The following is a 22,365-nucleotide window of genomic DNA, read 5'->3' as shown; positions in this document are numbered from 1 at the left end:
GGCACAAGTATCAAGAAATGATCAATCTTTTTCAAAATCCACTTTTTCTATTTATTATTTTATCTAGGTGTATAGAGTTAATTTAATCAAACTTTTTTCAAAGCTACACTGTGATATATAATTGTAAGTAATCACTAACCACTTTAACGCCGTTTGTATTTTCAGACGGTGTTATAAGTATGTAACAATAAAACGACAAAATAAATAATAGATTTGATAACTGGTAATTAAAATGTGAAGAAGAATTGATATTTTTGTAGCTAAACGAATTTGAGAAAGTTTCTAGAGGGTTCTTTTAGTAATACTCCTCCACTTATAATGGATGTAGAGAAGATGACTAGGCAACTATAGTTATTTTCGTTTCATTTTTGGGAAGGGGATGAAAGAATGAAAAAGACAAGTTTACAAAAGATGAAAAAGGTTATGTTAAGTGGTGGGATATTACTTACGGGATTATTAACATTTGGATTTTCAGAAAAGGCTTCAGCTCATGGGTATGTAGAATCACCAGCGAGCCGATCCTATTTATGTAAGCAAGGGATAAATGTAAATTGCGGTCCAGTTCAATATGAACCACAAAGTGTAGAAGGAATAGGTGGCTTTCCGCAATTAGGACCTTCTGATGGACAAATTGCAGGTGCTGGTCATTTTCCTGCTTTAGACGCTCAATCAGTAGATAGGTGGAAGAAAGTTACGTTAAACGGCGGGACGAATACATTCAAGTGGAAACTAACGGCTCCTCATAGTACGAAAGAATGGAAATACTACATTACAAAGAAGGATTGGAATCCAAATATGCCTTTAACAAGGTCTAGTTTAGATTTAGTGCCGTTCTATGTGAAAAATGATGGCGGAGTTAGACCGGGGACAACAGTAACGCATGAAGCAAATGTACCAACTGATCGTAGTGGTTACCATCTTATTTTAGCTGTTTGGGAGATCGCGGACACTGGAAATGCGTTTTATCAAGTTATTGATGTGAACCTTGTGAATAATGGTTTAAATTCCAATTTTGCGTTTAACAATGTAGTGCAAGTTCCTACACTATTTTAAATTAAATATACATTTTGATCATCTAATTCATTTTAGATGATTTTTTTATGAAAAATATAGAAGAAAGTACAATTATTTATAAAAAATTCGGCTTTAAATATTGTCATATTTGCTTCTTTAAGATATCCTTTTCATGAAGAGGTGGAAATCATGGAAAAAGTACTAGTTTTCGGGCATAAAAACCCAGATACAGATGCAATTTGTTCTGCGATTGCTTATGCAGAATTGAAAAAAGAATTAGGAATGAATGCTGAGCCTGTACGTTTAGGCGAAATCAGCGGTGAAACTCAATTTGCTTTAGATCATTTTAAAGTAGAAGGACCGCGTTTTGTTGAGACAGTAGCAAACGAAGTGGACAACGTTATTTTAGTTGACCATAATGAGCGTCAACAAAGTGCTAACGATATCGAATCTGTTCGTGTGTTAGAAGTTATTGACCATCACCGTATCGCTAACTTTGAAACAAGCGATCCTATTTACTACCGTTGTGAGCCAGTTGGATGTACAGCTACAATCTTAAACAAAATGTACAAAGAAAATGGCGTTGCAATTCGTAAAGAAGTTGCAGGTTTAATGTTATCTGCAATTATTTCAGATTCTTTACTATTCAAATCTCCAACTTGCACAGAACAAGACGTAGCAGCAGCTCGTGAATTAGCGGAAATCGCTGGTGTAGATGCAGATAGCTACGGCTTAGAAATGTTAAAAGCTGGTGCTGACTTAAGCGGAAAAACAATGGAGCAATTAATCTCTCTTGACGCTAAAGAATTCCAAATGGGTAATGCGAAAGTTGAAATCGCACAAGTAAACGCTGTTGATACAAACGACGTTCTTGTACACCAAGCGGAACTTGAAAAAGTTATCTCTGCAGTAGTAGAAGAAAAAGGTTTAGACCTATTCTTATTCGTTGTAACTGATATCTTAACTAACGATTCTGTCGGTCTTGCGATCGGTAAAGAATCAAACGTTGTTGAGAAAGCATACAACGTAACACTACAAAACAACACAGCTACTTTAAAAGGTGTTGTATCTCGTAAAAAACAAATCGTTCCTGTATTAACAGAAACATTCCAAGCTTAATATTATTGAGTACGGATAAACAGAAAAGACAAGTAGTCGGATTGGCTACTTGTCTTTTTCTATCTATAAAAAACAGAAAATTGAAATTAAAAACAGGGGGATTGTGTATGTTTAATGATTTGGAAACATCGAAAAGTAAATTACAGGCACTTTTCGAGCGGAATATTACTTCTGTTTTAGAATTAGAGAGTTGGCTTTTGGATGAACAGTGTTTAAACGCTGAAATAGAAGAGGAGTTAACTAATAGTTTAATTGCTATATATAGAGATGCAGACGATAGTAATTTACGTGATTTACATATGTATAATCAAAATACAATTCAACCACTTTTAAAAAGATACAATGCAAAATTTGACCAGAAATTTAAAGATTGTCCGTTTGTCGATTTATTAGATGAGCAGAAATATGGATTTATGAAAAAAGCAAGATTGGTGAAAAGTAAAATATTTAATGAAAAGAACATTGCTCTTTCCATTAAAGAGCAAGAGCTTATAACGAAGTATAGAGAAATAATGTCTAACATAGCTATTCATTGGGAAGAAGAACAAAAGACGTATGCATACGTAAAAGCACAGCTAGATAACCCAGATAGAGCTATTCGAGAAAAGGCATGGTATGCTTTATGCGAAGCAAGAAGTGTAGTGAAAATAGAAATAGATTGTATTATGAAGGAACTTGTACAATTACGGAATCAGATAGCGTTAAATGCAGGATTTAATAATTATAGTGAATATGCTTTTAAACAAAAAAATAGAGATTACAGTATTGAAGATTGTTATAAGCTTCATGAATCTATAGAGAAGTATGTTGTACCAATTTGGAAACAGTTAGGAAGTCATTTCAAAAAGAATCTCGGTGTAAAAACGTACCGCCCTTGGGATCTTGCTCCTTGTAATTTGCAAAAAATTCCGTTTGAAAATTCCATTGATTTATTGGGTGGGGTTGAAGAAATGTTACGGAAGACAGATTCGTGCTTTCATGGGGAATTTACTCATATAAGGAAAGCGGGATTAATTGACGTAGAAGAACGAGAAAATAAAGCGCCAGGAGCTGCTTGTTTTACCTTACCTCATAGTAAAGATGTTTTTGTGTATTCTAATTTTAGTCCTTCATTTTATGCAATTAATGCACTAATACATGAAATAGGGCATGCATTACATTTTTATAAACAATTTAACAATGAAAGTAGCATGCAGGAAAGATATCTTCGTGAAGAGGTGGCTGAACTTTATTCCCTTAGTCTTGAGTTACTATTAATGGATAAGCTTAATATTTTTTATAAGCAAGAGGGTGAGTATAAGGAAGTGCAGCAAGTACAATTGTTTCGTACGTTGTCTTTATTAATGTCGTCAGTATCAGGAGATGTATTCCAACACTGGCTCTATACAAATCCAAACCATACACCAGAAGAGCGTGGTAAGAAATATGTTGAACTATGTAAAAGGTATCAATATTCATCGGTCGATATTGCAGGATTAGAGTATGAAATCGGTGCAAGCTGGTTAGAGCCATTTCACTATTTTCAGTTTCCTTTTTATAAAATTGAATATGCAATTGCACAAATAGGAGCAATGCAATTGTTTCAAATTTATCGGGAAGATCCAGAAAAAGCGATTGCTTTCTTTAAAGTGGGAGCGAGTTCAGATTGGAATTTATCTATACAGGAAATATATGAAAATACAGGTGTTAAGTTTGACTTTTCGGAAGAAAGGATAGAAAGTACTGCTAGCGCTATTCTGGATCTGATTAACGAATTAAAATAAGGATAGCCTTTAGCTATCCTTAAAAACGTTTATTCGTAAGACTTTTTCTTGTTTATATAAAATGTAATAATAGCAGCAATAATGAAAATAGGTATTGCGTACGCTTGCGCAACAAACAACTTCCAGCTAACATGATTATAGCCTTGAGACGCTGGAGCAAGTATAGCGATTATGCAAATAATAATATAGAGTACTAGTGCAGGGAGAAGATTCTTCATATGTTCACCTCCTTTTAATAACATCAATACACATATATTTATATAATACATTATAATTTGGGATAAGGGATATGTTTTTTACAGTTTTTTGAATAAAAGGGTTATTTTTAAGTGGAGTAGAAGTGATATATGTAGAATGAAATAGGTGGGGATATAATGGACAATATATTAAATAAAATAAATCAAGATATAAATATGGATTTATTGTATGAACTATGGCCTGGTTTTATGGGGGCTGCATTTGCATTATATAATGATGAACATGTGTATGTATTTCATCATCCTCTATTTTTGAAAGATGATGATGAGTATACCGTATTAAAGTGGGATGAACAATTTAAAGGTGATACATGTATTTTATTCAAAGATTATCCAACTGCAATCGTGAATATGAATAGGTATAAAGACTATGAAAGTTTACTTGCGATTGTGGTGCATGAACTTTTTCATTGCTATCAATATTTGAATAAAGAAAGTAGATTTCCAAATGAGTCTTTAGGATTTCAATATCCTATAACAGAAGAAAATATAGAATTACGAAATAGAGAACGAATTTGTTTATATGATGCTGTTCATTGTAAATCACAAGCTGAGAAAAATAATTATATTAAACAATTTATTGAACTAAGGGAGCAAAGAACTAGTTTTATGAAAGAAGAGTTTATAACATATGAATGTATGGTTGAAAGCATAGAGGGGCCTGCTTGGTATGTTGAAATGAACTCTTACATTGCAGTATGTAAAAGTGATGAAAGCGAAACGTTACGAAAATATAGCGGATTTATTTTAGATACATATGATGCTAATTGTAACATTAGAAGGAGCTGCTATAGCTCAGGAATGCTTTTATGTTTATTATTAGATGAAATCCTTCCTGAATGGAAAACATGCTTCTTTAATAGTGATAAATCGTTATATGCTTTTTTAAAACAAAATATAAATGTGGATTTAAGTTTAAATAATGAAATTGCAATAAGTAAAGAAACGAAGCAAATCTTTCATTTTGTACAAAACGAAAAAAACAAGGATTTCAACCACTTTTATGAGTGGAAAGGGTATCATCTGTATATTATAGGCAATATAAAATTAAATTCGTTTAATCCAATGAAGGTAAATTTAAACGGAAATAAAGCATTACATAAAACTTTTTTAAGTGTAAGTATACGTAATAAAACATATATGATAAATCAGCCTGTTTTATCATCTTTTGAAGAAGATTTTAAAAATATAACACAAGTTCATATTATAATGAATGAAAAGCCGATAGAAACAAATAATGGTTGGAACGTAGTGGGAATTGGAGATATAGAAGCTGAGTATGAAGAAGTAGAGGGTTCTATATTTTTATATTTAAAAAGTTAGAAGTGAGGTAAGAAATATAAATGAAAAGGTTATGCATAATTCCATGTGGAAAAAAGAAGATTTGGGATAAGTATCCGGATTACGGACCGATGGAGGCGAAAGATGTATACATTAGTCCGTTTGGAAGAGCATGTCAGGCGTATGCAACTATGTTTTTCGAGAATCGGGTTATATTATCGGCAAAGCATGGGTTTTTAAGACCAAATGATATTGTACTAGAAAACTATGATCTTGCCTTTGATTCAAAGAGCGATGAGATTATTAGTATTGAACAATTAAAACAACAGATGATTGAAAAAGACTTGCATCAGTTTGATGAAATTGTTTTACTAGCAGGAAAGAAGCATAAGAAAGTAGTGACACAATTATATCCAGAAGAAATTATTACGTATCCGCTAGCTGGGTGTAAAGGAATTGGGTATATGTTGCAGAGGTTGAAGGGGGCTGTGGGGGAAGGGAAGGAGTTATAGGGGGATGGCTGTTAAATGTGATTGGTCACAGTTTAAGGGTCTTTTCGAATTTGTCATTGCGAATTGCTCTAGAGATTAAATATATAAACCTAATGTCTGTAAAGTAAGAAAAAAATTAAGCATGTGTAATGCAGTACCTATCCAATTAGTATGCGAATAACAATTGGGTGGGTACTTTTTATGTATTCCATAATAGGGACAAATGTAAGTACATGGGATAACTAACTTAATTGTGAGTATGCAGTTATCTCAATTAAACCTGTATAAGTATGGGAAGTTAGAAAATAGAATCCAGTTTAAAAGTTAACGGACTATGTTGTTGAAATTTTCATTTGGATTTATAAAAATGAATAACGAAATATATTATTGTATAGATTGGAAATTATTCACTTTATTTTATGTTTTGAAGAAAGGATGTATCCTATAATGCTATTATTGTTACTTTTTCTATTATTAATCGTTCTTGCTTTAGGTTTATGTATAGGATTAATAAAACCACAAAAGGGATTGTTTTGGAAGAATCCTGAGCAGCAAACAAGAAAGGAAGTTCTTAAATTTTATAGTATCACTATATTTGTTTTCATTCTATTCGCGTTCTATTCAATATTTTTTACAATTTCAACTTTCAAAGGGTTCATGCAAATGCTTTGTATTGGTCTATTATTCCTTACGCTCATAGGGTTCTTAGTTGGTTTGTTGTTTCCAAAATGGGCGATTTTTTGGAAAGATGAATATGAACGAACACGTCGACAGGTGAGTACCTATTATGGGGGAGCTTTTGTAATTCTAATGGTTCTTGGTTTTTTCATTGGGAAAATGCCAGGAGACACTGTATCTGCATATCAAAAAGAATTACGAAAAGAAAGTGAAACAGCTTTAGCAAAGCAAGAAGAGAAAAGTATTGAAGAAAAAAAGAAACAACAAGAAGAGTTGCAACAAGAGAAAAAAGAAAAGTTGAAAAGAGAAGAAGAGAATAAAAAAAGAGCTGTAGAAGAGGAAAAGAAAAAAAAAGAAACTGCAGAAAAAAAGAAAAATGAGGAAAAACAAAAAGATTTAGAAGAAAAGAAAAAGAAAGAGGAAGAATTAGCTACAGAAGAAAAATTGAGAAAAGAAGAGGAGAAAAAAGAAAAGAAAGAGCAGAAAGAAAAAGAAAAAAAAGTAACGCCAGTGAAAACGAAAAATGGCTATAATTTTGAAAAAGAAAAGAAAGAGATATTAGATACGATTCAAAAACAAAAAGAATCCATTAAACCAGAAAAAATGGCGAAGCATGATCATTGGTTTACTGGACCGAGTTTTGAAACAAGTGACGACGACACGTTCCTATATTTCGGGAAAATCAAGGACGGAAAACCGCATGGAATTGGAGCGTTATACAAAGAAGGAAACGAAAGCTATGACTTATATTATGCAGGGTATTTTAATAAAGGTTTTTTTGATGATTTTGGATTGCGTTTCAAAAGAACAGAAGAAAGTTATGCACTGAAACAATTTATTTCAAATGGCATCAATCTTCCTCCTTATTTAGCATATGAAGGATACTTCAAAGATGGAGAATACGAGGGAAAAGGAAACGAACATGATCCGGTTTTATTCATTGATGTGATTTCTACTTCCTTAGGAGAGGAAGTGCCAGAACGATCTTACCGTTATTTAGAAAAAAATGATGAAATGTTATCAGCATGGGGAGAGAACGAACATACAGGTGTCGTCTTTACTGAGGAGAAAACTGTCCCTATGGACACATTTGTTTCCCGCACAGGAAATTTTAAAGGCGACGAATTAAATGGCAAAGGAAAAAGTTATAGAGACGAAACCACCCTTACATATGAAGGTGATTTTAAGAATGACGAGTATCACGGTAAGGGTACAAGCTATATAAACGGAAAGAAAGAATATGAGGGTTCGTATGCAAAGGGAAAATACAACGGTAAAGGCACGCTTTATGACAAAGATGGGGAAGTTGTACATTCAGGAAAGTTTGCAGATGGTGTATGGAAAGGAAGTAACTAAAAGAAAAAATGATAAAACCATTCACCTGAAGTGTGTGTGAATATCAATACAGCACAATGTGAGAATCAAAAGCTGATACAACAGTGTTTTTCGCTGAGCTGTGTCAGCTTTTTCTTTGTTGTTTTTCCTTTGTTTATGTAAGAAAGTGTAATACTTATAACACTAGTTTTAAAACTAGAATATAGACTAGCAAACAAGCCTTTTTACGCTTTTAAACATAGAATATGATGAATTCTAATATTGTATTAGGGGGAATCATATTCATGTGTAATAATTGTGGTTGTAGACGTAGAGATTGTAATAGATTTTGGGATGATTTAATGTTTGGTAGATGTAGACGTAAACGTGACTGTGATTGTGATGATTGCCGTCGCAATCGTAAACGTGACGACGATGATGACAAATGCCGTAAGTGGTAATTTTCTTTGAAAGAGTACTTTGAAGTAAAGTACTCTTTTTTGTATGAACCTTTTAAATTCCTTTTTGAACGGATTTCTTTTCAATTCCCCATGAATCTTGTTTTATTATTTTTAAAGCTACATTCGTACCATTAGATTCTGTATAAAAGATGTATCCGTGGTTTGATTTAACGTAAGTTGAAGGCTCACTTGTGCAATCTTGTGAACAAGATTTATTGATGAGCTCAATTAATGATAGTTCGCTCGGATCGGTTTTACTTGCATCTATTACGATATCAAGGCTCGTTTTACGATAACCTTGTAAGTTTACATGAAAAGTGTTTTCAATTTCTCCTGTAATGCTAGTATTCATGACTTCAACTGAATTTTTCTTTTCTTGAAGAAATCCGTTTTCATAAAGTAATTTTGTATATCCAAGCCATGCGATTAAAACTAGCATGAAAAACATACCAGCCATTTTTAGTGTTCGAAGCCGTTTACTAACAATTGTTTCTGAGTATTTCATTCGGTCTAATCCTCCAATGTTTTTAATTTAAATTATGCCTGGGTACATACATTTAGAAGAGGATGAAAGGTAACGAGTTCTTGATTCAAAAAAGAAAACATCAAAAATTAGATGCTTTCTGTTTGAATAATTATTGTTATCTGTTAGTTACTTGTTTCATAAGCGGTCTTATTTCTTTAACAGGTGGTTTTTTATCATAGGCATCAACGTAAGAAAAATAATAATTTAAGTTTCTAAGAAGTCCTTTTCCTATTTTAGCACTTAAGAAGGGGAATACTTGTCCAGTATAATCATCGAGAGATTTACAGTAGTATTTTTCGTCTAAATATATACTGTATTTACATGTTAGTTCTACTAATGAGTTTCCTTCATCATCAAATACTTCTTTAGAATCAATAATGTCTATTAATGCGAATTTTTCATTCAGATACACTTTCTTCTTTTTCTCGTGTTTATTTGTGAGTATAAATACGAGACCAATGGCGTTAATCAAACTATTTCCTCCTATAAAAAACGGATATTAATAAAATATATCGATATACGTTAAATGTAAAGAGGAGAGGTGAAATATGATTGATAGAAAGCTAAATAAGCCGATTTTTTTGAAATCGGCTTATTTTTATCACACATATTCGGCTTAACCAGAGAAGTTAGGCGGGAGATTAACTGTTCGTAAAAGTCCGATTGGTGTGGGCTAATAATTAGTTAGGATGGACAAAATACCCACTGATTAAAATTTCACTTTATTGAAATACTTGCGGAAATTGTTTTACGATTGCATCTGTTATAGTATCAGCCATTTCTAATGCTTCTTTTTCAATTTTATCGTACAGTTTTATGCTTGCCTCATAATCTTTATTTAGGAAGGCAAGTGCTTCCGCTTTCGTAAGCGCTAAATGTTCATAAAACATTTTTCGAAATTCTTCTTTTTCTATATATGGATTGATACTGTTTAGAAACTCAACAATTTCGTCGGCATTAGAATACCATTTTTTTTCTATAGATGAAGCGGCATTTTGATCGCCAGCTTTTGCGGCTTTAACAAGATCAGCAGCGATTGTTAAGTGATCCTTAATTAATGCACTATATTTTTTCACTGCATCTTCACCATAGAATGGTTCAAGTGAAAGTCCCATGTGAATTGCGTTTTGTAGAAGACGTCCAACAGTAGCGTTTACGTCTGGTAAATTAAAGATGATACTTATAATAGCTAATCGTGTCCAAGCGACGTGTTGTTCCCATAAAGAACGCATATATCCTTTTAAAAAATTTTCGTTTTTACTAATCCGGTAACTTCGTACGAATGAATCAAAGCTGGCATTAGTGATGTGGTAAGGGGAGTAATATGATTGCCAATAAGTATACATAAATAGTTACACTCCTTTGAACATGTATACTTCACAATATGATAAACGTTATTTTTAAGTTACGTGTCCAAGAGTTTTTTTGAGAGTTGGAAAAGGAGAAAGCTGAAGGTTGAAGGGGAATAAAAACATGATTATGATATATATGAATCAAAAGAATTTTAAATTAATAGAGGTCCTGCAAGGGAAATTGCAGGACCTCTAAAGGGTATTGCCGAGATGTCGGACTCGACTACGTAATATTAACATAAAATTCTTTCAAAATAACCTGGTAAATGTGTCCAAATGAGAAGGGTGCTTTTTAATAAAGTTAAAGGGATCTGCCTCCCGCGGCAGATCCCTTTAACTAGATAATGTTGATGAGCAAAAACTCATCTGGAGTACTTTTATAGTAACAAAGGAAATTCACTTTGTGTATTGAGAAAAAATGAATTGCTTGTATGAATGTAACTGATTTATATTTTACTTTTTGGAATTATTATCATTTGTGGAGAGCGGAATAGGGTTCTAAAATGGAGGAGAAACTTGTAAGTCAGAATGGAATACATTGCAATATACAATTATAAAAAAGACCTGCTAATTTAAACAGGTCAACATAAGGGATTTATCCAACAGATTATAATATAAGGTAACAACTGTAATGTAGTAAGTCTATACGTTTTATGTTGAGAAAATTTGTATGAATGATATATTTTTGGCACATGTATTAACGTCTAAAGATTTGAGAAAGGAAATTAAAAAGCTTTCTATATGAAACTAAGGGTTGATACTTATAAAATGATTCATATTTCCACGCATCATTATTAGAAAATTGGAGTTTTTCATTTGACTCTTTAGGCTTGATAGAACTATTGTAACTACGTTTCATAATTTAACCTCCTAAATTCACATGTATACGATTAGTAATATTCTATGAAGGTAAATAAAATGAATATATATTGAAATTCTTTCTTTATGGGTACTAGATTTGTGTTTTAAATGTTGTAAAGCATAGAAAGTAACTTAAAACAGCGATATTAATTAATATCCAAAATGAAGAGAAGCTTAGAATAATGAAAAAGCATGCTATTAAGTTTAAAGAGAGTACTTTGTTAAAGAGTTCAGGTATTAGTTTGTATGCAGCGAAAACCTCACAAATCGCATATCACAAAAACAAGTGGATTTCCCCAGCTTTACAAGAATTATTAACAATTGTACGTGATCATGCAAAAGGATGGTGAGAATCAGTTTGAGGATAGATTATATAACTCTGTCATTCAGCACTTTCATGACGCAAAAGTGATGATATAATAGGAATAGATGAAAGATAAAGAAAAGCAGGTGACTCTTTTTTGTTTACAAAAGCACAAGAACTTTTAGCGTCTTATTTCGGTTATTCGTCATTCCGAAGAGGACAAGATGAAACAATTAAAAATGTATTAGATGGGAAAGATACAGTTTGTATTATGCCAACGGGCGGTGGTAAGTCAATTTGCTATCAAATTCCCGCATTAGTATTCGAAGGAACGACATTAGTTATATCACCTTTGATTTCACTTATGAAAGATCAAGTAGATACATTAATACAAAACGGTATTTCCGCTACATATATTAATAGTTCTATTTCTATTACAGAAGCGAATCAACGAATTCAATTGGCGAAACAAGGACATTACAAATTGCTTTACGTGGCGCCTGAGCGTCTTGATTCTATGGAGTTTGTTGACCAACTTATCGATATGAAAATTCCAATGATTGCGATTGATGAGGCGCACTGTATTTCGCAGTGGGGTCATGATTTCCGTCCAAGTTATTTGCATATACATCGCATATTAGATTATCTTCCAGAAAAACCGCTCGTTTTAGCTTTAACGGCAACGGCAACACCACAAGTACGTGATGATATTTGTAGCACGCTTGAAATTAATCAAGAAAATACAATTATGACAACGTTCGAGCGCGAGAACTTATCATTTTCAGTAATTAAAGGACAGGATCGTAATGCGTATTTAGCAGATTATATTCGTCAAAATCAGAAGGAATCTGGGATTATATATGCAGCTACAAGAAAAGTAGTCGATCAGTTATATGAAGATCTAGGGAAAGCAGGAGTTTCGGTATCGAAATATCATGCAGGTATGAGCGATCACGATCGAAATGAACAGCAAGAACTCTTTTTACGAGATGAAATCAGTGTGATGGTAGCGACATCTGCGTTCGGGATGGGGATTGATAAATCGAATATTCGCTACGTTATTCATTATCAACTTCCGAAAAATATGGAAAGTTACTATCAAGAGGCGGGACGTGCTGGTCGTGATGGGTTAGATAGTGAATGTATTTTGTTATATTCTTCTCAAGATGTGCAAGTGCAACGCTTTTTAATTGATCAATCAACTGGAGAATCACGTTTTTCAAATGAACTAGAAAAATTGCAAAATATGACCGATTACTGTCATACAGAACAATGTTTACAATCATTTATTTTGCAATACTTTGGAGAAGAGCCGAAGGAAGATTGCGGCCGTTGTGGTAATTGTACGGACGACCGTGAAAGTATTGATGTAACGAGAGAATCACAAATGGTTCTATCTTGTATGATCAGGACAAACCAACGATTCGGAAAACAAATGATTGCACAAGTATTAACTGGATCGAAAAATAAGAAAGTCATTGAATTTAATTTTCATACTTTGCCAACGTATGGTCTTTTATCAAACCGTAGTGTAAAAGAAGTCAATGAGTTTATTGAGTTTTTAATTTCAGACGAGTTGATTGCAGTTGAACATGGTACATATCCGACATTAAAAGTAACGGAAAAAGGGAAAGAAGCACTACTTGGTAAAGTGAATGTTTTACGCAAAGAACGAGTAGAAACGAGACAAATTGTTCAAGACCATCCTTTATTTGAAGTGCTTCGTGAAGTGCGTAAAGAAATTGCGCAAGGAGAAGGTGTACCACCGTTTGTTATTTTCTCTGACCAAACGTTAAAAGATATGTGTGCAAAAATGCCACAAAGTGACTCCGAACTCCTAACTGTAAAAGGAATCGGAGAACACAAGCTTGTGAAGTACGGGTCTCACTTCTTACAAGCAGTTCAGCACTTCATTGAGGATAATCCAAACTATGCTGAAACAATTAAGACAGAAGTTGTTTCAGAGCGTAAAAAATCAGGAAAAGCTTCAGCGAATTCTCATATAGAAACGTATGAAATGTATAAACAAGGCATTGATCTAAATGAGATTGCGAAAGATAGAGGTCTATCAAGACAAACGATTGAAAACCACTTAATCCGCTCTTTTGAAGATGGTATGGAAGTAGAGTGGCAAAGCTTTGTTCCAACAGAGTATGAAGCTCTTATTGAAACTGCCGTACAAAATGCAGAAGGTGGTTTGAAATCTATTAAAGAACAGCTTCCAGGTGAAGTGAGTTACTTTATGATTCGGGCATATTTACAAATTAGAAAGTAGAGAGCAATAAAAAGGGGATAGGGATATATGTATCATGTTTTCGTGTATGGCACGTTAAGAAAAGAGCAAACGAATGCTCATTATATGCGAGGTGCAACATGCATCGCAGACGGAGCATGGACGTATGGCAAATTATTTGATACAAACGAAGGGTATCCTGCAATGGTTTGTTCAAACGAGGAAAAAGTATATGGGGAAGTTTATGAAGTAAATAGTGATGTTCTACAAAAATTAGATGAGCTTGAAGAATATACAGGTAATGCAGAGAGTGATTTATATGACCGGATAACGCAAACAGTATATTTTACTGATAAAGAAATACATGCGTATGTGTATGTTGCTCAGGATAAAAAGATGTTAAAGAAAGTTATTGATTCTGGGGATTGGCTCGTGTACAAAAAAGTATAATAAAAGCAGCTAAGGATAAATTGGTAAGCAGATAATGGAATAATTCATTATCTGCTATTTATTTTGTTTTCAGTTGAAATTCTCAAACCAATAGAGAATAAATTACGTTTGAATATTCTGTTTAATTTGGTAATATAGAAATGTAGGCGATAAATAAGGGGGATTTTTAATGGGTATCAGAAATTTAGTTTCTAACCTGTAGTAGAAAAAACTATTACAGGAGGAGAATAATAATGAACGAATTAAATGTGAAGGAATTTTACAAAAAACAATTTGAACTGTCGAATTATGATGTAAATACAGAAAGCTGGATAGAGCAGGTTGCTAAAGAGGTGCAAGAACAAGTTGGATATCCGTTTCAAACGATGTTGGAACTTGGTGCAGGGAATGGTGGATTTGCACGAGCGATGTCTAAGTTACATGTGAGAATGACAACTGTTGAACTTGTATCAGAGCTGGTTTCCTTTGCAAAAGAACATTCTAGTAGTGATATTGCCATTTATTGTGGAGATTTTTATCAAATTAACTTTGAGGAAAAATTTGAGGTGGTTAGTTATTTGGATGGATTTGGTGTAGGAACAGATGATGAGCAATTGTTTCTACTAAAACGGATTAAAGATTGGATGAAGGATGAAGGATGAAGGATGTGCACTTATTGATATTTATCAACCTTTGTATTGGAAAAAGGTAAGTGGACAAGAAATGTCATTAAGTTCAGCTATGCGAAAATATGAATATGATAGTATAAATGAAAGAATGTTAGATCATTGGTGGAATCCTAATAAACCTAATGAGATTGTGACACAGTCTTTACGTTGTTATACAGTAGAAGAGATTAGTGATTTATGTGCTAAAGCAGGTTTAAGTATTGTAGGATTCTTCCCAGGCGGAGCATTTGATTTTGAAAAATGGAAATATAAAGAACTAGCAAGTTTAAATGAATGTTTGTCATATCGAATTAAAATAAAGAAGAGTAGAGATTAATCTCTACTCTTCTTTATTTTAGAAAATTCTTACTTAAACTATTGACTTTATGAATGGATTTTTAATACAATTGTATCTCGACTGAAAAAATTGGAACGGACAGGAGGGAATCATCAAATGAGTAACATATTTGAAGAAGAATTACAGAAAATGAAAGATATTTTATGTACGATGGATGAGCAATTAGAGCAAATTGAAAAAATCCCAGTTTATTATGGAGAAGATTTTAAAGAGCAAATTCTTGAAAGTATGAGGGAGTCTAATAGGCAAAACTTACGTATCGGTGTGCAAGAGCCATACTTTGGAAGATTAGACTTCCAGGAGGATGGAAAAGAAGATGTTATGCCGATTTACATCGGTAAAGTAGGGGTTTCAGATAAAGATACGATGAAACCGATGGTCATTGATTGGCGAGCACCTGTCGCTAGTATGTTTTATTCATTTACTGGTGGAGAAGAATTAGCATTTTATCATTCACCAGACGGATTAGTAGAAGGCGATGTTTATTTAAAACGAAACATTTCCATTCGACAGAGAGAACTAGAACGTGTTGTTGATACATATGTAAAAGGAAATGAAGATGTCTCGCATGCTGATGATTTTCTTCTATATCGATTAGGTGAGAATAAAGATAATAAATTAAAAGATATCGTTTCGACTATACAATCGGAGCAAAATGATATTATTCGTGCGGAAAGAAACTTACCATTATTAATTCAAGGGGTTGCAGGGAGCGGAAAAACAACGATCGCTTTACATCGCCTTGCTTTTTTAATTTATGAATATCGTGAACAACTTGAAGCGGAGAGAATGATCGTATTCGCTCCAAACAGTTTGTTTTTAGACTATATTTCAAGTGTACTTCCTGAGTTAGGGGTAGGAAATATTAGTCAAACAACGTTTCCAGATTGGGCATTACGTACGTTAGATGGTTCGGTGAAACTAAAGCAGACAGAAGAAAAATTGAAAGAAGCTTTTTCAATTAATCGCGATGAAAAAAAGGTTATGCTTGGCAAATTAAAAGGCACGCTGGAATTTAAGTCGTTTATTGAAGAAAGAATGATTCAATTTGAAAAAGATTTAGTGCCGACAAAAGATTTTGAGGCATGGGATAAAGCAGTTATTCCAGTGGAAGACGTTAAAAAATGGATGCAAGTTGAATATAAACATTATCCATTAAAGAAAAGAAGAGAACGTTTAGTCGGCCGAATGAAGCGCTGGATTGAAATTGAACTTAAAAAGTTTGGAGAAACGAACGAGAAAAAGTTACTAAAAAAAGAAGCAACAAAGAGATTAAACACATATATGAATTTTTGGCCAAAAATGAGCCCGCTTTCACTATATAGTTCGATGATGAAGAGTAAAGAAATACTCGAAGTATTACCTGAAGAACTTGTTCAAGAAACAGAAAAGAATTGCCGTAAAAAAGAAGTATATGTAGAAGATTTACCAGCTTTAATTTACATATATCATCGTATAAATGGAATTGAAATCGGACAGAAGTTTCATCATGTCGTTATTGATGAAGCACAAGATTTTTCACCATTCCAAGTGTATGTATTAAAAGAAATTACACTAGGTAATTCTTTCACCATATTAGGTGATTTATCTCAAGCGATTTATGATTATCAAGGAATTGAAGACTGGAATGCTTTTAAGGAAGTATTCCAAGAAACAGGTTATTATGAACTGACGAGAAGTTATCGTTCTACAAAAGAAATTATTGAATTTGCGAATGAAATAATTAAAAATGCAGAGATTCCAGTGGGACTGGCAACACCAGTTTTCCGTAGCGGTGAAGACGTTAAGGTAATCCATGCAGAAGATCAATTCACTGAAATTATGAAGACTTTACAGCACTTGCAAAATGAAGATGTGAAAACAATCGCGGTAATTGGAAGAACAGACGATGAATGCCGTGTTATATATGAGAAGTTAACAAATGCAGGATTAACTGTTAACGTGATTGAAGCAGATCAAAGTAAATACGAAGGTGGTATTTCGGTAGTACCTGTATATTTAGCAAAAGGCTTAGAATTTGACGCAGTACTTCTTATCGATGTTGATGAGGAACATTACAAAAATACAAAACATGATGCGAAGTTATTGTATGTCGGATGTACAAGGTCACTTCATGATTTATGGATTTTCCATAGCGGGGAAGTATCTCCGTTAATTAAGAGATAAAAATTCAAGAGGCTTTTCTAGTAATGAATAGAAAAGCCTCTTATTTTTTTATAAAAATATATAGGAGAAATGATAATGATTACAAAAGTAATAACAAAAAGAAATTGGGAAATCGCAAAAACAACTGGAGAAATTAATGAAGCCTCGCTTAAAGATGAGGGATTTATTCATTGTTCATTATTAGAGCAAGCTTTAAAAGTTGCTGAAAAACATTTCAATCATGAAAAAGATGTTTTATTACTTACAATTGATCCATCCTTGGTAAAAGCAGAAATAAAATATGAACTTGCTTCTAACGGTCAAGAATACCCACATGTATACGGAGTAATTAATGTTGAGGCGATTGTAGATATTGTTCCATTTTCTAAAGAAAAAGGAGAATTTATATTACCAGAGGTGCATAGTTAAAAGTATTATTGGTATTTAAGTTTGTTAGTGAGCTGCCAGAAAATAAGAAAAGCACAAATTATATAGTTTGTGCTTTTCTTATTTTCTGATTTTTATAAAAATAGGTTGTTTTTGTCACAACTATACTGTACGATACATAGTATAAAACATATACTGTATGACATATAGTAATGGGAATGAGGTGGGTAAATGGATACTTTATTAAATTCATTAATTACTGAGCTAAGGAGAGGGACATTGACATTAGCGGTTTTAAGCCAATTAAGAACGCCGCAGTATGGATATTCACTTGTCCAATTATTGGAGCAATCAGGGATTACAATTGATCAAAGTACTTTATATCCACTACTTCGTCGATTAGAAAAGCAGGAGCTAGTGACGAGTAGTTGGGATAAAACGGAGAGTAGGCCTCGTAAGTATTATGTTTTAAGTGAATATGGATTAGAGATATTTTTGCAATTGAAAAAGGAATGGATAAAGGATTCGAAAGAACTTTATAACCTATTAAAGGAGGAGGACGAGAATGAGTTTGATTGATATGTACGTCCAAGAAGTTTCGAAGAGATTACCTGAAAAAAATCGTGAAGATATTACGCTTGAGCTACGGTCGACAATAGAGGATATGTTACCTAATGATTATAATGAGGAAGATGTAAAGAGCGTTCTCGAAAAATTGGGGAGTCCGGTCTCATTGGCTAATGGGTATTTGGATAGACCGATGCATTTAATTGGACCACGTTATTTTGATGTATATACGACGTTATTAAAAATGATTATACCAATTGCAGCTGTTATCGCACTCATTGCAATGGTTGCAGAAAATTTTATAGGCTATAGTGGTGATCAAGCAGTATTAGATGTTATTTTAAAATTGATAGGTAAAGGCATTGGGGAAATTGTCGAAGTAGGCCTTCATGTATTTTTCTGGTTGACACTTGTATTTGCTATTTTAGAAAGAACAGATAAAGACAAAGGTACCCAACCGTTGACGACAAGTTTAAAAAAATGGACTCCTGATGATTTGAAAAATATCTCGTATGTACCAAAGAAAAAGGCGATCTCGAAGTTTGAAGTTTTTGGAGGTTTAATGTGGACAGCAATATGGGCTACACTGTATCTTTATGCGAATCATCTTGTAGGCGTATATAATGGTACGGAAAACGGACTGAAGTTTATCGCGCCAACGTTTAATCAAGATGTTTTACTTCAATATTGGCCAATTATTTTGCTTATGATCGTTTTCGAAATGGGTATATCACTTTATAAGTTAGTACAAGGACAATGGACGAAAAGATTGGCAATTGGGAATGCTATTCTTCAAGTAGCTGGAACAATAGTATTCATTGTAATTGTAGTAAATCCGCATTTATTTAACGAAGGATTTATTACGTATGTGGCAAATGTGTTTACTATTTCCCCAGAGGGATTTAAAACGTGGTTAGTTGGCGGTGGAATTATCATTTATACGTTGTCCGCTGCGATTAATATATTTGATGGTTTCCGAAAAGCTAGTATTTGTATGTGGAAATGAATCAGAAATTCCGATAATATGAAACCATTTAGAAGATAACCATTATGAAAGGAAGAAAACAATGATAAGGGAAGCAACGAAAAAAGATTTAGCATATATTTTAGATATTTATAATGATGCAATACTTTATACAACAGCTGTATATGCGTATAAACCTGTAACCCTTGAAAATAGAATAGATTGGTATGAACAAAAAAAGGCTGATGGCTATCCAATTTTCGTATACGAACTAGATAATAAAGTAGTAGGATTTGCGACATTCGGCCCATTTAGAGCGTGGCCTGCCTACAAATATTCAATTGAACATTCTGTGTATGTTGATAAGGAATATAGAAAAAATGGTATTGGGTCCTCTTTGATGGAAGAATTAATCACATTTGCAAAAGAAAGAGAATATATGACCTTAATTGCTGGAATTGATGCGGAAAATGAGAAAAGTATTGCCTTGCATCAAAATTATGGATTTGTTCATGCCGGAACAATACAAAAAGCTGGTTATAAGTTTAATAGATGGCTGGATTTAGCCTTTTATCAATTGGAGCTTAACGGGCCTGAAAATCCTATAGAAGAATAGAAGTTTTTCGTGGAAATTTATATTTTTAGGTAGCAAGGAGTAATTCATGCTACCTCTTTTTATTGTAGTAACAAATATAACCTGTCAAAAAAGGTTTTTTATATTCTATATTGAATTATTAGAAGGTGATATAACGATGTGAAAAGAGGAATGGAAATGGAAACTGTCATTCGAAAAATGAAAGAGATACAATCTGGTCATGTAGGAGTAGTTATTTATTCTACAAAAAACGAACGTATAGTTGCTTCATATAATGGTGAATTATATATTCCTTTAGCATCGGCAGCCAAAGTAGTAATTGGATTTGTAGCAGCACAAATGGTGAAGGAAAATAAATTTAATTGGAATGATATACTTCATCACATTAAATTTAATCCACATGAAGATAGTGCACAGTTATATCCACATCTACAAGGAAGAAGTACTTTAACACTTAGTAAAGCAGTAGAAGTGATGATAGCTTGTCACGACAGTTATATTGCTCACTCGGTTGTAAAGCACTGCGGTGGATGGGATGCTGTGAAAATAAATGCCCAAACGTACTTTTCAAAAATTTATATACAAGAGAATGCTAGAGATGAGAAAAATGTTGGAGAATTAAATCAAGTTCTTTCGCTTTTAGTACATATTTTTCAAGGTTATAAATCAGAACCAGCAGTATGGGAACCAATTATTAATGGAATGGTAAGACAACAAAGTGATTATGAAAGTATACCGTATTATCATTTAGCTCATATGACAGGTGGATTGCCCACAGCTACAATAAATATTGGTATAATGGGAATGTTTAATGAACTCCCGTTTCTTTATGTAATTGGAGGAAAAGATTTACCCGAGCGAGTTCATAATATAGAGGTTGATGAAACTATTACAACAGCTTTGAAATACATATACAAAAAATATAGTGAAAGCATGCTAGGAGTGAGCGATTGAAACGAAACTTAAAAACTTCAACAATTATTATTCTAATTGTAACGATTATTGCTCTTGAAGTTGGAATTGCACTATACGATCACACTTTGTCATTAGATACAATTTACTTTGCAGCGATTCTTATTTGTATTGTATTGCTTTTTGGCACACGTGTTTCTGAAGAGAAAGAAAGTACATCGAAACAGAGACGAAGAAAAACGGCTCTTATATTTTGGCCATCTATTTTAATATTAATTACTAGTTTTGCAGTTATAAGTTATGTAAGAATAGGCTATGTCTCTGTACCTGGGATAATTGGTTTTTCGTGCTTTGTTACATATGGTGGATTTGTGTTCATTAGTATTTTAAAGAGACGAAATACAAATTAAATGTAACTTACTAAGTTGAAAGGAAGCAATGTATATGAAACATATAGAGAACGGTACACGCACTGAAGGAGAATACATTAAAAATAAAGTAATTCAATATAATATGTCCATCTTAACAGATGAAGTAAAACAGCCGATGGAACAAGTAAGCTTTGTAGTGAAAGATGAGGAAGGGAAAATCTTTGGCGGCGTTACAGGAACGATGTATTTTTATCATCTTCATATCGATTTTTTATGGGTTGATGAATCGGTTCGTCATGATGGTTATGGAAGTCAACTGATACATAAAATCGAAGACATTGCGAAGGAAAAAGGATGTAGACTCATATTACTAGATTCATTTAGTTTCCAAGCACCAGAATTTTATAAAAAGCACGGCTACCGAGAGTATGGTGTCGTTGAAGATCACCCGAAAGGGCATAGTCAGCACTTTTTAGAAAAGAGATTATAATAATGTTATGTAAACTGTTTGACAGGAGAAAGAAAAATGTACACGTATAAATTTCAACATGAACAACCGATTTGTGAAGGGAAAATAAAGCAGCTTTATGATTCTGTCGGCTGGTGGCCAGAAAGAAAAGAAATCGATATTGAAAAAATGTTAAAGAATAGTATAGCAATTGGAGTATGGGAAGAAAATGAATTAATTGGATTTGCTAGAGTCGTTTCAGATGGTGTTTTTCGAGCGTACATAGAAGATGTTGTCGTACATGAAAGTGTAAGAAATAAAGGTATTGGAGAGAATATGCTTACAATATTACTGGAAGAGATATCTCATATTGATATTGTTAGTCTATTTTGCGGAGAGAAACTAATAAAGTTTTATGGTGAACAGCAATTTAAAGCGACGAAGCAAATTGTGATGCATCGTAATCAAATAGTGGAAGAATAAGAGGTGCCAGAAGAATGAATGCGACGAGAGAGTATTGTTTATCGAAAAGAAAAGCGACAGAAGATTCTCCGGATGGCTGGAGTGCAACATGTATGAGGCTCAATAATAAAATATTTGCGATAGTGAACCATGAAGAAGGTGAAAAAGCTGCAATTACATTAAAATGTGATCCAGAACTCGCATTAAGAATAAGAGAGGATTACCCAGAAACAATAATTCCTGGATATCATATGAACAAAAAGCATTGGAATACAGTGTACATACATAAAGATGTAGGACAAGAACAAATTAATAAGATGATAGATTGGTCGTATGATTTAGTACTACAATCATTTTCAAAGAAAAAGCAGCAAGAGTTATTGGGTTAATATGTATTAGGAGTGG

The 22,365-nt window shown here is 33.2% G+C and carries 24 protein-coding genes and 1 pseudogene; 20 read left to right on the top strand and 5 right to left on the bottom strand.

All coding sequences use genetic code 11. The features are described from left to right. Positions 1-387: 387 nt before the first annotated feature. The 3 genes from KPL75_RS00640 (at position 388) to KPL75_RS00630 (ending at position 3,896) form a co-directional block, all read left to right on the top strand. Positions 388-1,053 (top strand): lytic polysaccharide monooxygenase, encoded by a 666-nt coding sequence (locus tag KPL75_RS00640; protein ID WP_219918977.1) that lies wholly within the window; start codon positions 388-390, stop codon positions 1,051-1,053. A gap of 105 nt (positions 1,054-1,158) precedes the next feature. Further along, positions 1,159-2,133, top strand: coding sequence for a manganese-dependent inorganic pyrophosphatase (gene ppaC, locus KPL75_RS00635; protein WP_375141022.1), 975 nt, complete (start codon positions 1,159-1,161; stop codon positions 2,131-2,133). Positions 2,134-2,240: 107 nt separating this feature from the next. After that, complete coding sequence (locus KPL75_RS00630; RefSeq protein ID WP_219918975.1) at positions 2,241-3,896, top strand: M3 family oligoendopeptidase; 1,656 nt, start codon at positions 2,241-2,243, stop codon at positions 3,894-3,896. 29 nt (positions 3,897-3,925) lie between these two features. Here KPL75_RS00630 and KPL75_RS00625 read toward each other — a convergent pair whose 3' ends face one another. Continuing rightward, positions 3,926-4,114, bottom strand: coding sequence for a DUF4017 family protein (locus KPL75_RS00625; protein WP_219918974.1), 189 nt, complete (start codon positions 4,112-4,114; stop codon positions 3,926-3,928). Positions 4,115-4,270: 156 nt separating this feature from the next. Here KPL75_RS00625 and KPL75_RS00620 point away from each other — a divergent pair, with 156 nt between their 5' ends. From KPL75_RS00620 to KPL75_RS00610, 3 genes are all read left to right on the top strand, one after another. Next, on the top strand, positions 4,271-5,476 hold the full coding sequence (locus tag KPL75_RS00620; RefSeq protein ID WP_219918973.1) for a peptide ABC transporter permease: 1,206 nt from the start codon (positions 4,271-4,273) through the stop codon (positions 5,474-5,476). 20 nt (positions 5,477-5,496) lie between these two features. After that, a complete protein-coding gene (locus KPL75_RS00615; protein ID WP_219918972.1) occupies positions 5,497-5,946 on the top strand; it encodes a DUF6884 domain-containing protein in 450 nt (149 codons plus the stop codon). 426 nt (positions 5,947-6,372) lie between these two features. Beyond that, positions 6,373-7,959, top strand: coding sequence for a hypothetical protein (locus KPL75_RS00610; protein WP_219918971.1), 1,587 nt, complete (start codon positions 6,373-6,375; stop codon positions 7,957-7,959). A gap of 471 nt (positions 7,960-8,430) precedes the next feature. On the opposite strand, the gene KPL75_RS00605 is transcribed toward KPL75_RS00610, so the two are convergent. The 4 genes from KPL75_RS00605 to KPL75_RS00590 all read right to left on the bottom strand — a co-directional run bounded on the left by KPL75_RS00605 (position 8,431) and on the right by KPL75_RS00590 (position 11,115). Next, entirely contained in the window at positions 8,431-8,883 is a 453-nt protein-coding gene (locus KPL75_RS00605; RefSeq protein ID WP_219918970.1) for a hypothetical protein, read from the bottom strand. A 136-nt stretch (positions 8,884-9,019) separates the two neighbouring features. After that, entirely contained in the window at positions 9,020-9,376 is a 357-nt protein-coding gene (locus KPL75_RS00600; protein ID WP_000606233.1) for a hypothetical protein, read from the bottom strand. A 250-nt stretch (positions 9,377-9,626) separates the two neighbouring features. Further along, the gene (locus tag KPL75_RS00595; protein ID WP_219918969.1) at positions 9,627-10,250 is read right to left on the bottom strand and encodes an acetylglutamate kinase; all 624 of its coding nucleotides are present in this window, start codon (positions 10,248-10,250) and stop codon (positions 9,627-9,629) included. A gap of 703 nt (positions 10,251-10,953) precedes the next feature. Further along, positions 10,954-11,115, bottom strand: a complete 162-nt coding sequence (locus KPL75_RS00590) for a hypothetical protein (RefSeq protein ID WP_219918968.1) — start codon at positions 11,113-11,115, stop codon at positions 10,954-10,956. Between the two features lie 184 nt (positions 11,116-11,299). Between KPL75_RS00590 and KPL75_RS00585 the strand changes: the two genes are divergently transcribed. The 14 genes and pseudogenes from KPL75_RS00585 (at position 11,300) to KPL75_RS00520 (ending at position 22,349) form a co-directional block, all read left to right on the top strand. Next, complete coding sequence (locus KPL75_RS00585) at positions 11,300-11,467, top strand: hypothetical protein (RefSeq protein ID WP_219918967.1); 168 nt, start codon at positions 11,300-11,302, stop codon at positions 11,465-11,467. A gap of 111 nt (positions 11,468-11,578) precedes the next feature. Further along, entirely contained in the window at positions 11,579-13,696 is a 2,118-nt protein-coding gene (gene recQ / locus KPL75_RS00580; protein WP_219918966.1) for a DNA helicase RecQ, read from the top strand. A 27-nt stretch (positions 13,697-13,723) separates the two neighbouring features. Then, positions 13,724-14,104, top strand: a complete 381-nt coding sequence (locus tag KPL75_RS00575; protein WP_219918965.1) for a gamma-glutamylcyclotransferase family protein — start codon at positions 13,724-13,726, stop codon at positions 14,102-14,104. Positions 14,105-14,337: 233 nt separating this feature from the next. Beyond that, a pseudogene (locus tag KPL75_RS00570) lies at positions 14,338-15,088 on the top strand (methyltransferase domain-containing protein). Positions 15,089-15,205: 117 nt separating this feature from the next. Then, complete coding sequence (locus KPL75_RS00565) at positions 15,206-17,275, top strand: HelD family protein (protein WP_219918964.1); 2,070 nt, start codon at positions 15,206-15,208, stop codon at positions 17,273-17,275. 75 nt (positions 17,276-17,350) lie between these two features. Then, positions 17,351-17,683, top strand: a complete 333-nt coding sequence (locus KPL75_RS00560) for a DUF952 domain-containing protein (protein ID WP_219918963.1) — start codon at positions 17,351-17,353, stop codon at positions 17,681-17,683. A gap of 189 nt (positions 17,684-17,872) precedes the next feature. Next, a complete protein-coding gene (locus KPL75_RS00555) occupies positions 17,873-18,220 on the top strand; it encodes a PadR family transcriptional regulator (protein ID WP_144465260.1) in 348 nt (115 codons plus the stop codon). Next, positions 18,207-19,214 (top strand): HAAS signaling domain-containing protein, encoded by a 1,008-nt coding sequence (locus KPL75_RS00550; RefSeq protein ID WP_219918962.1) that lies wholly within the window; start codon positions 18,207-18,209, stop codon positions 19,212-19,214. Before KPL75_RS00555 ends, KPL75_RS00550 begins: the two co-directional genes overlap by 14 nt. Positions 19,215-19,275: 61 nt before the next feature. After that, positions 19,276-19,788 (top strand): GNAT family N-acetyltransferase, encoded by a 513-nt coding sequence (locus tag KPL75_RS00545; RefSeq protein WP_219918961.1) that lies wholly within the window; start codon positions 19,276-19,278, stop codon positions 19,786-19,788. 156 nt (positions 19,789-19,944) lie between these two features. Continuing rightward, positions 19,945-20,721 carry a serine hydrolase gene (locus tag KPL75_RS00540; protein ID WP_219921046.1) on the top strand — a complete coding sequence of 259 codons (777 nt, stop codon included), beginning with the start codon at positions 19,945-19,947 and terminating at the stop codon, positions 20,719-20,721. Further along, entirely contained in the window at positions 20,718-21,089 is a 372-nt protein-coding gene (locus KPL75_RS00535; protein WP_219918960.1) for a hypothetical protein, read from the top strand. The genes KPL75_RS00540 and KPL75_RS00535 overlap by 4 nt, the downstream gene beginning before the upstream one ends. 34 nt (positions 21,090-21,123) lie before the next feature. After that, positions 21,124-21,540, top strand: coding sequence for a GNAT family N-acetyltransferase (locus KPL75_RS00530; protein ID WP_033734050.1), 417 nt, complete (start codon positions 21,124-21,126; stop codon positions 21,538-21,540). Between the two features lie 36 nt (positions 21,541-21,576). Next, the gene (locus KPL75_RS00525; RefSeq protein WP_219918959.1) at positions 21,577-21,981 is read left to right on the top strand and encodes a GNAT family N-acetyltransferase; all 405 of its coding nucleotides are present in this window, start codon (positions 21,577-21,579) and stop codon (positions 21,979-21,981) included. A gap of 14 nt (positions 21,982-21,995) precedes the next feature. Continuing rightward, complete coding sequence (locus tag KPL75_RS00520; protein ID WP_219918958.1) at positions 21,996-22,349, top strand: MmcQ/YjbR family DNA-binding protein; 354 nt, start codon at positions 21,996-21,998, stop codon at positions 22,347-22,349. The last annotated feature ends 16 nt before the right edge of the window (positions 22,350-22,365 follow it).

Origin of the sequence: Bacillus sp. NP247, assembly GCF_018966865.1 — a bacterium.
In the GTDB taxonomy this organism is placed as follows: domain Bacteria; phylum Bacillota; class Bacilli; order Bacillales; family Bacillaceae_G; genus Bacillus_A.
Note: the sequence above shows the minus strand (reverse complement) of the source record. Positions and strands in the feature narration are given on the sequence as shown.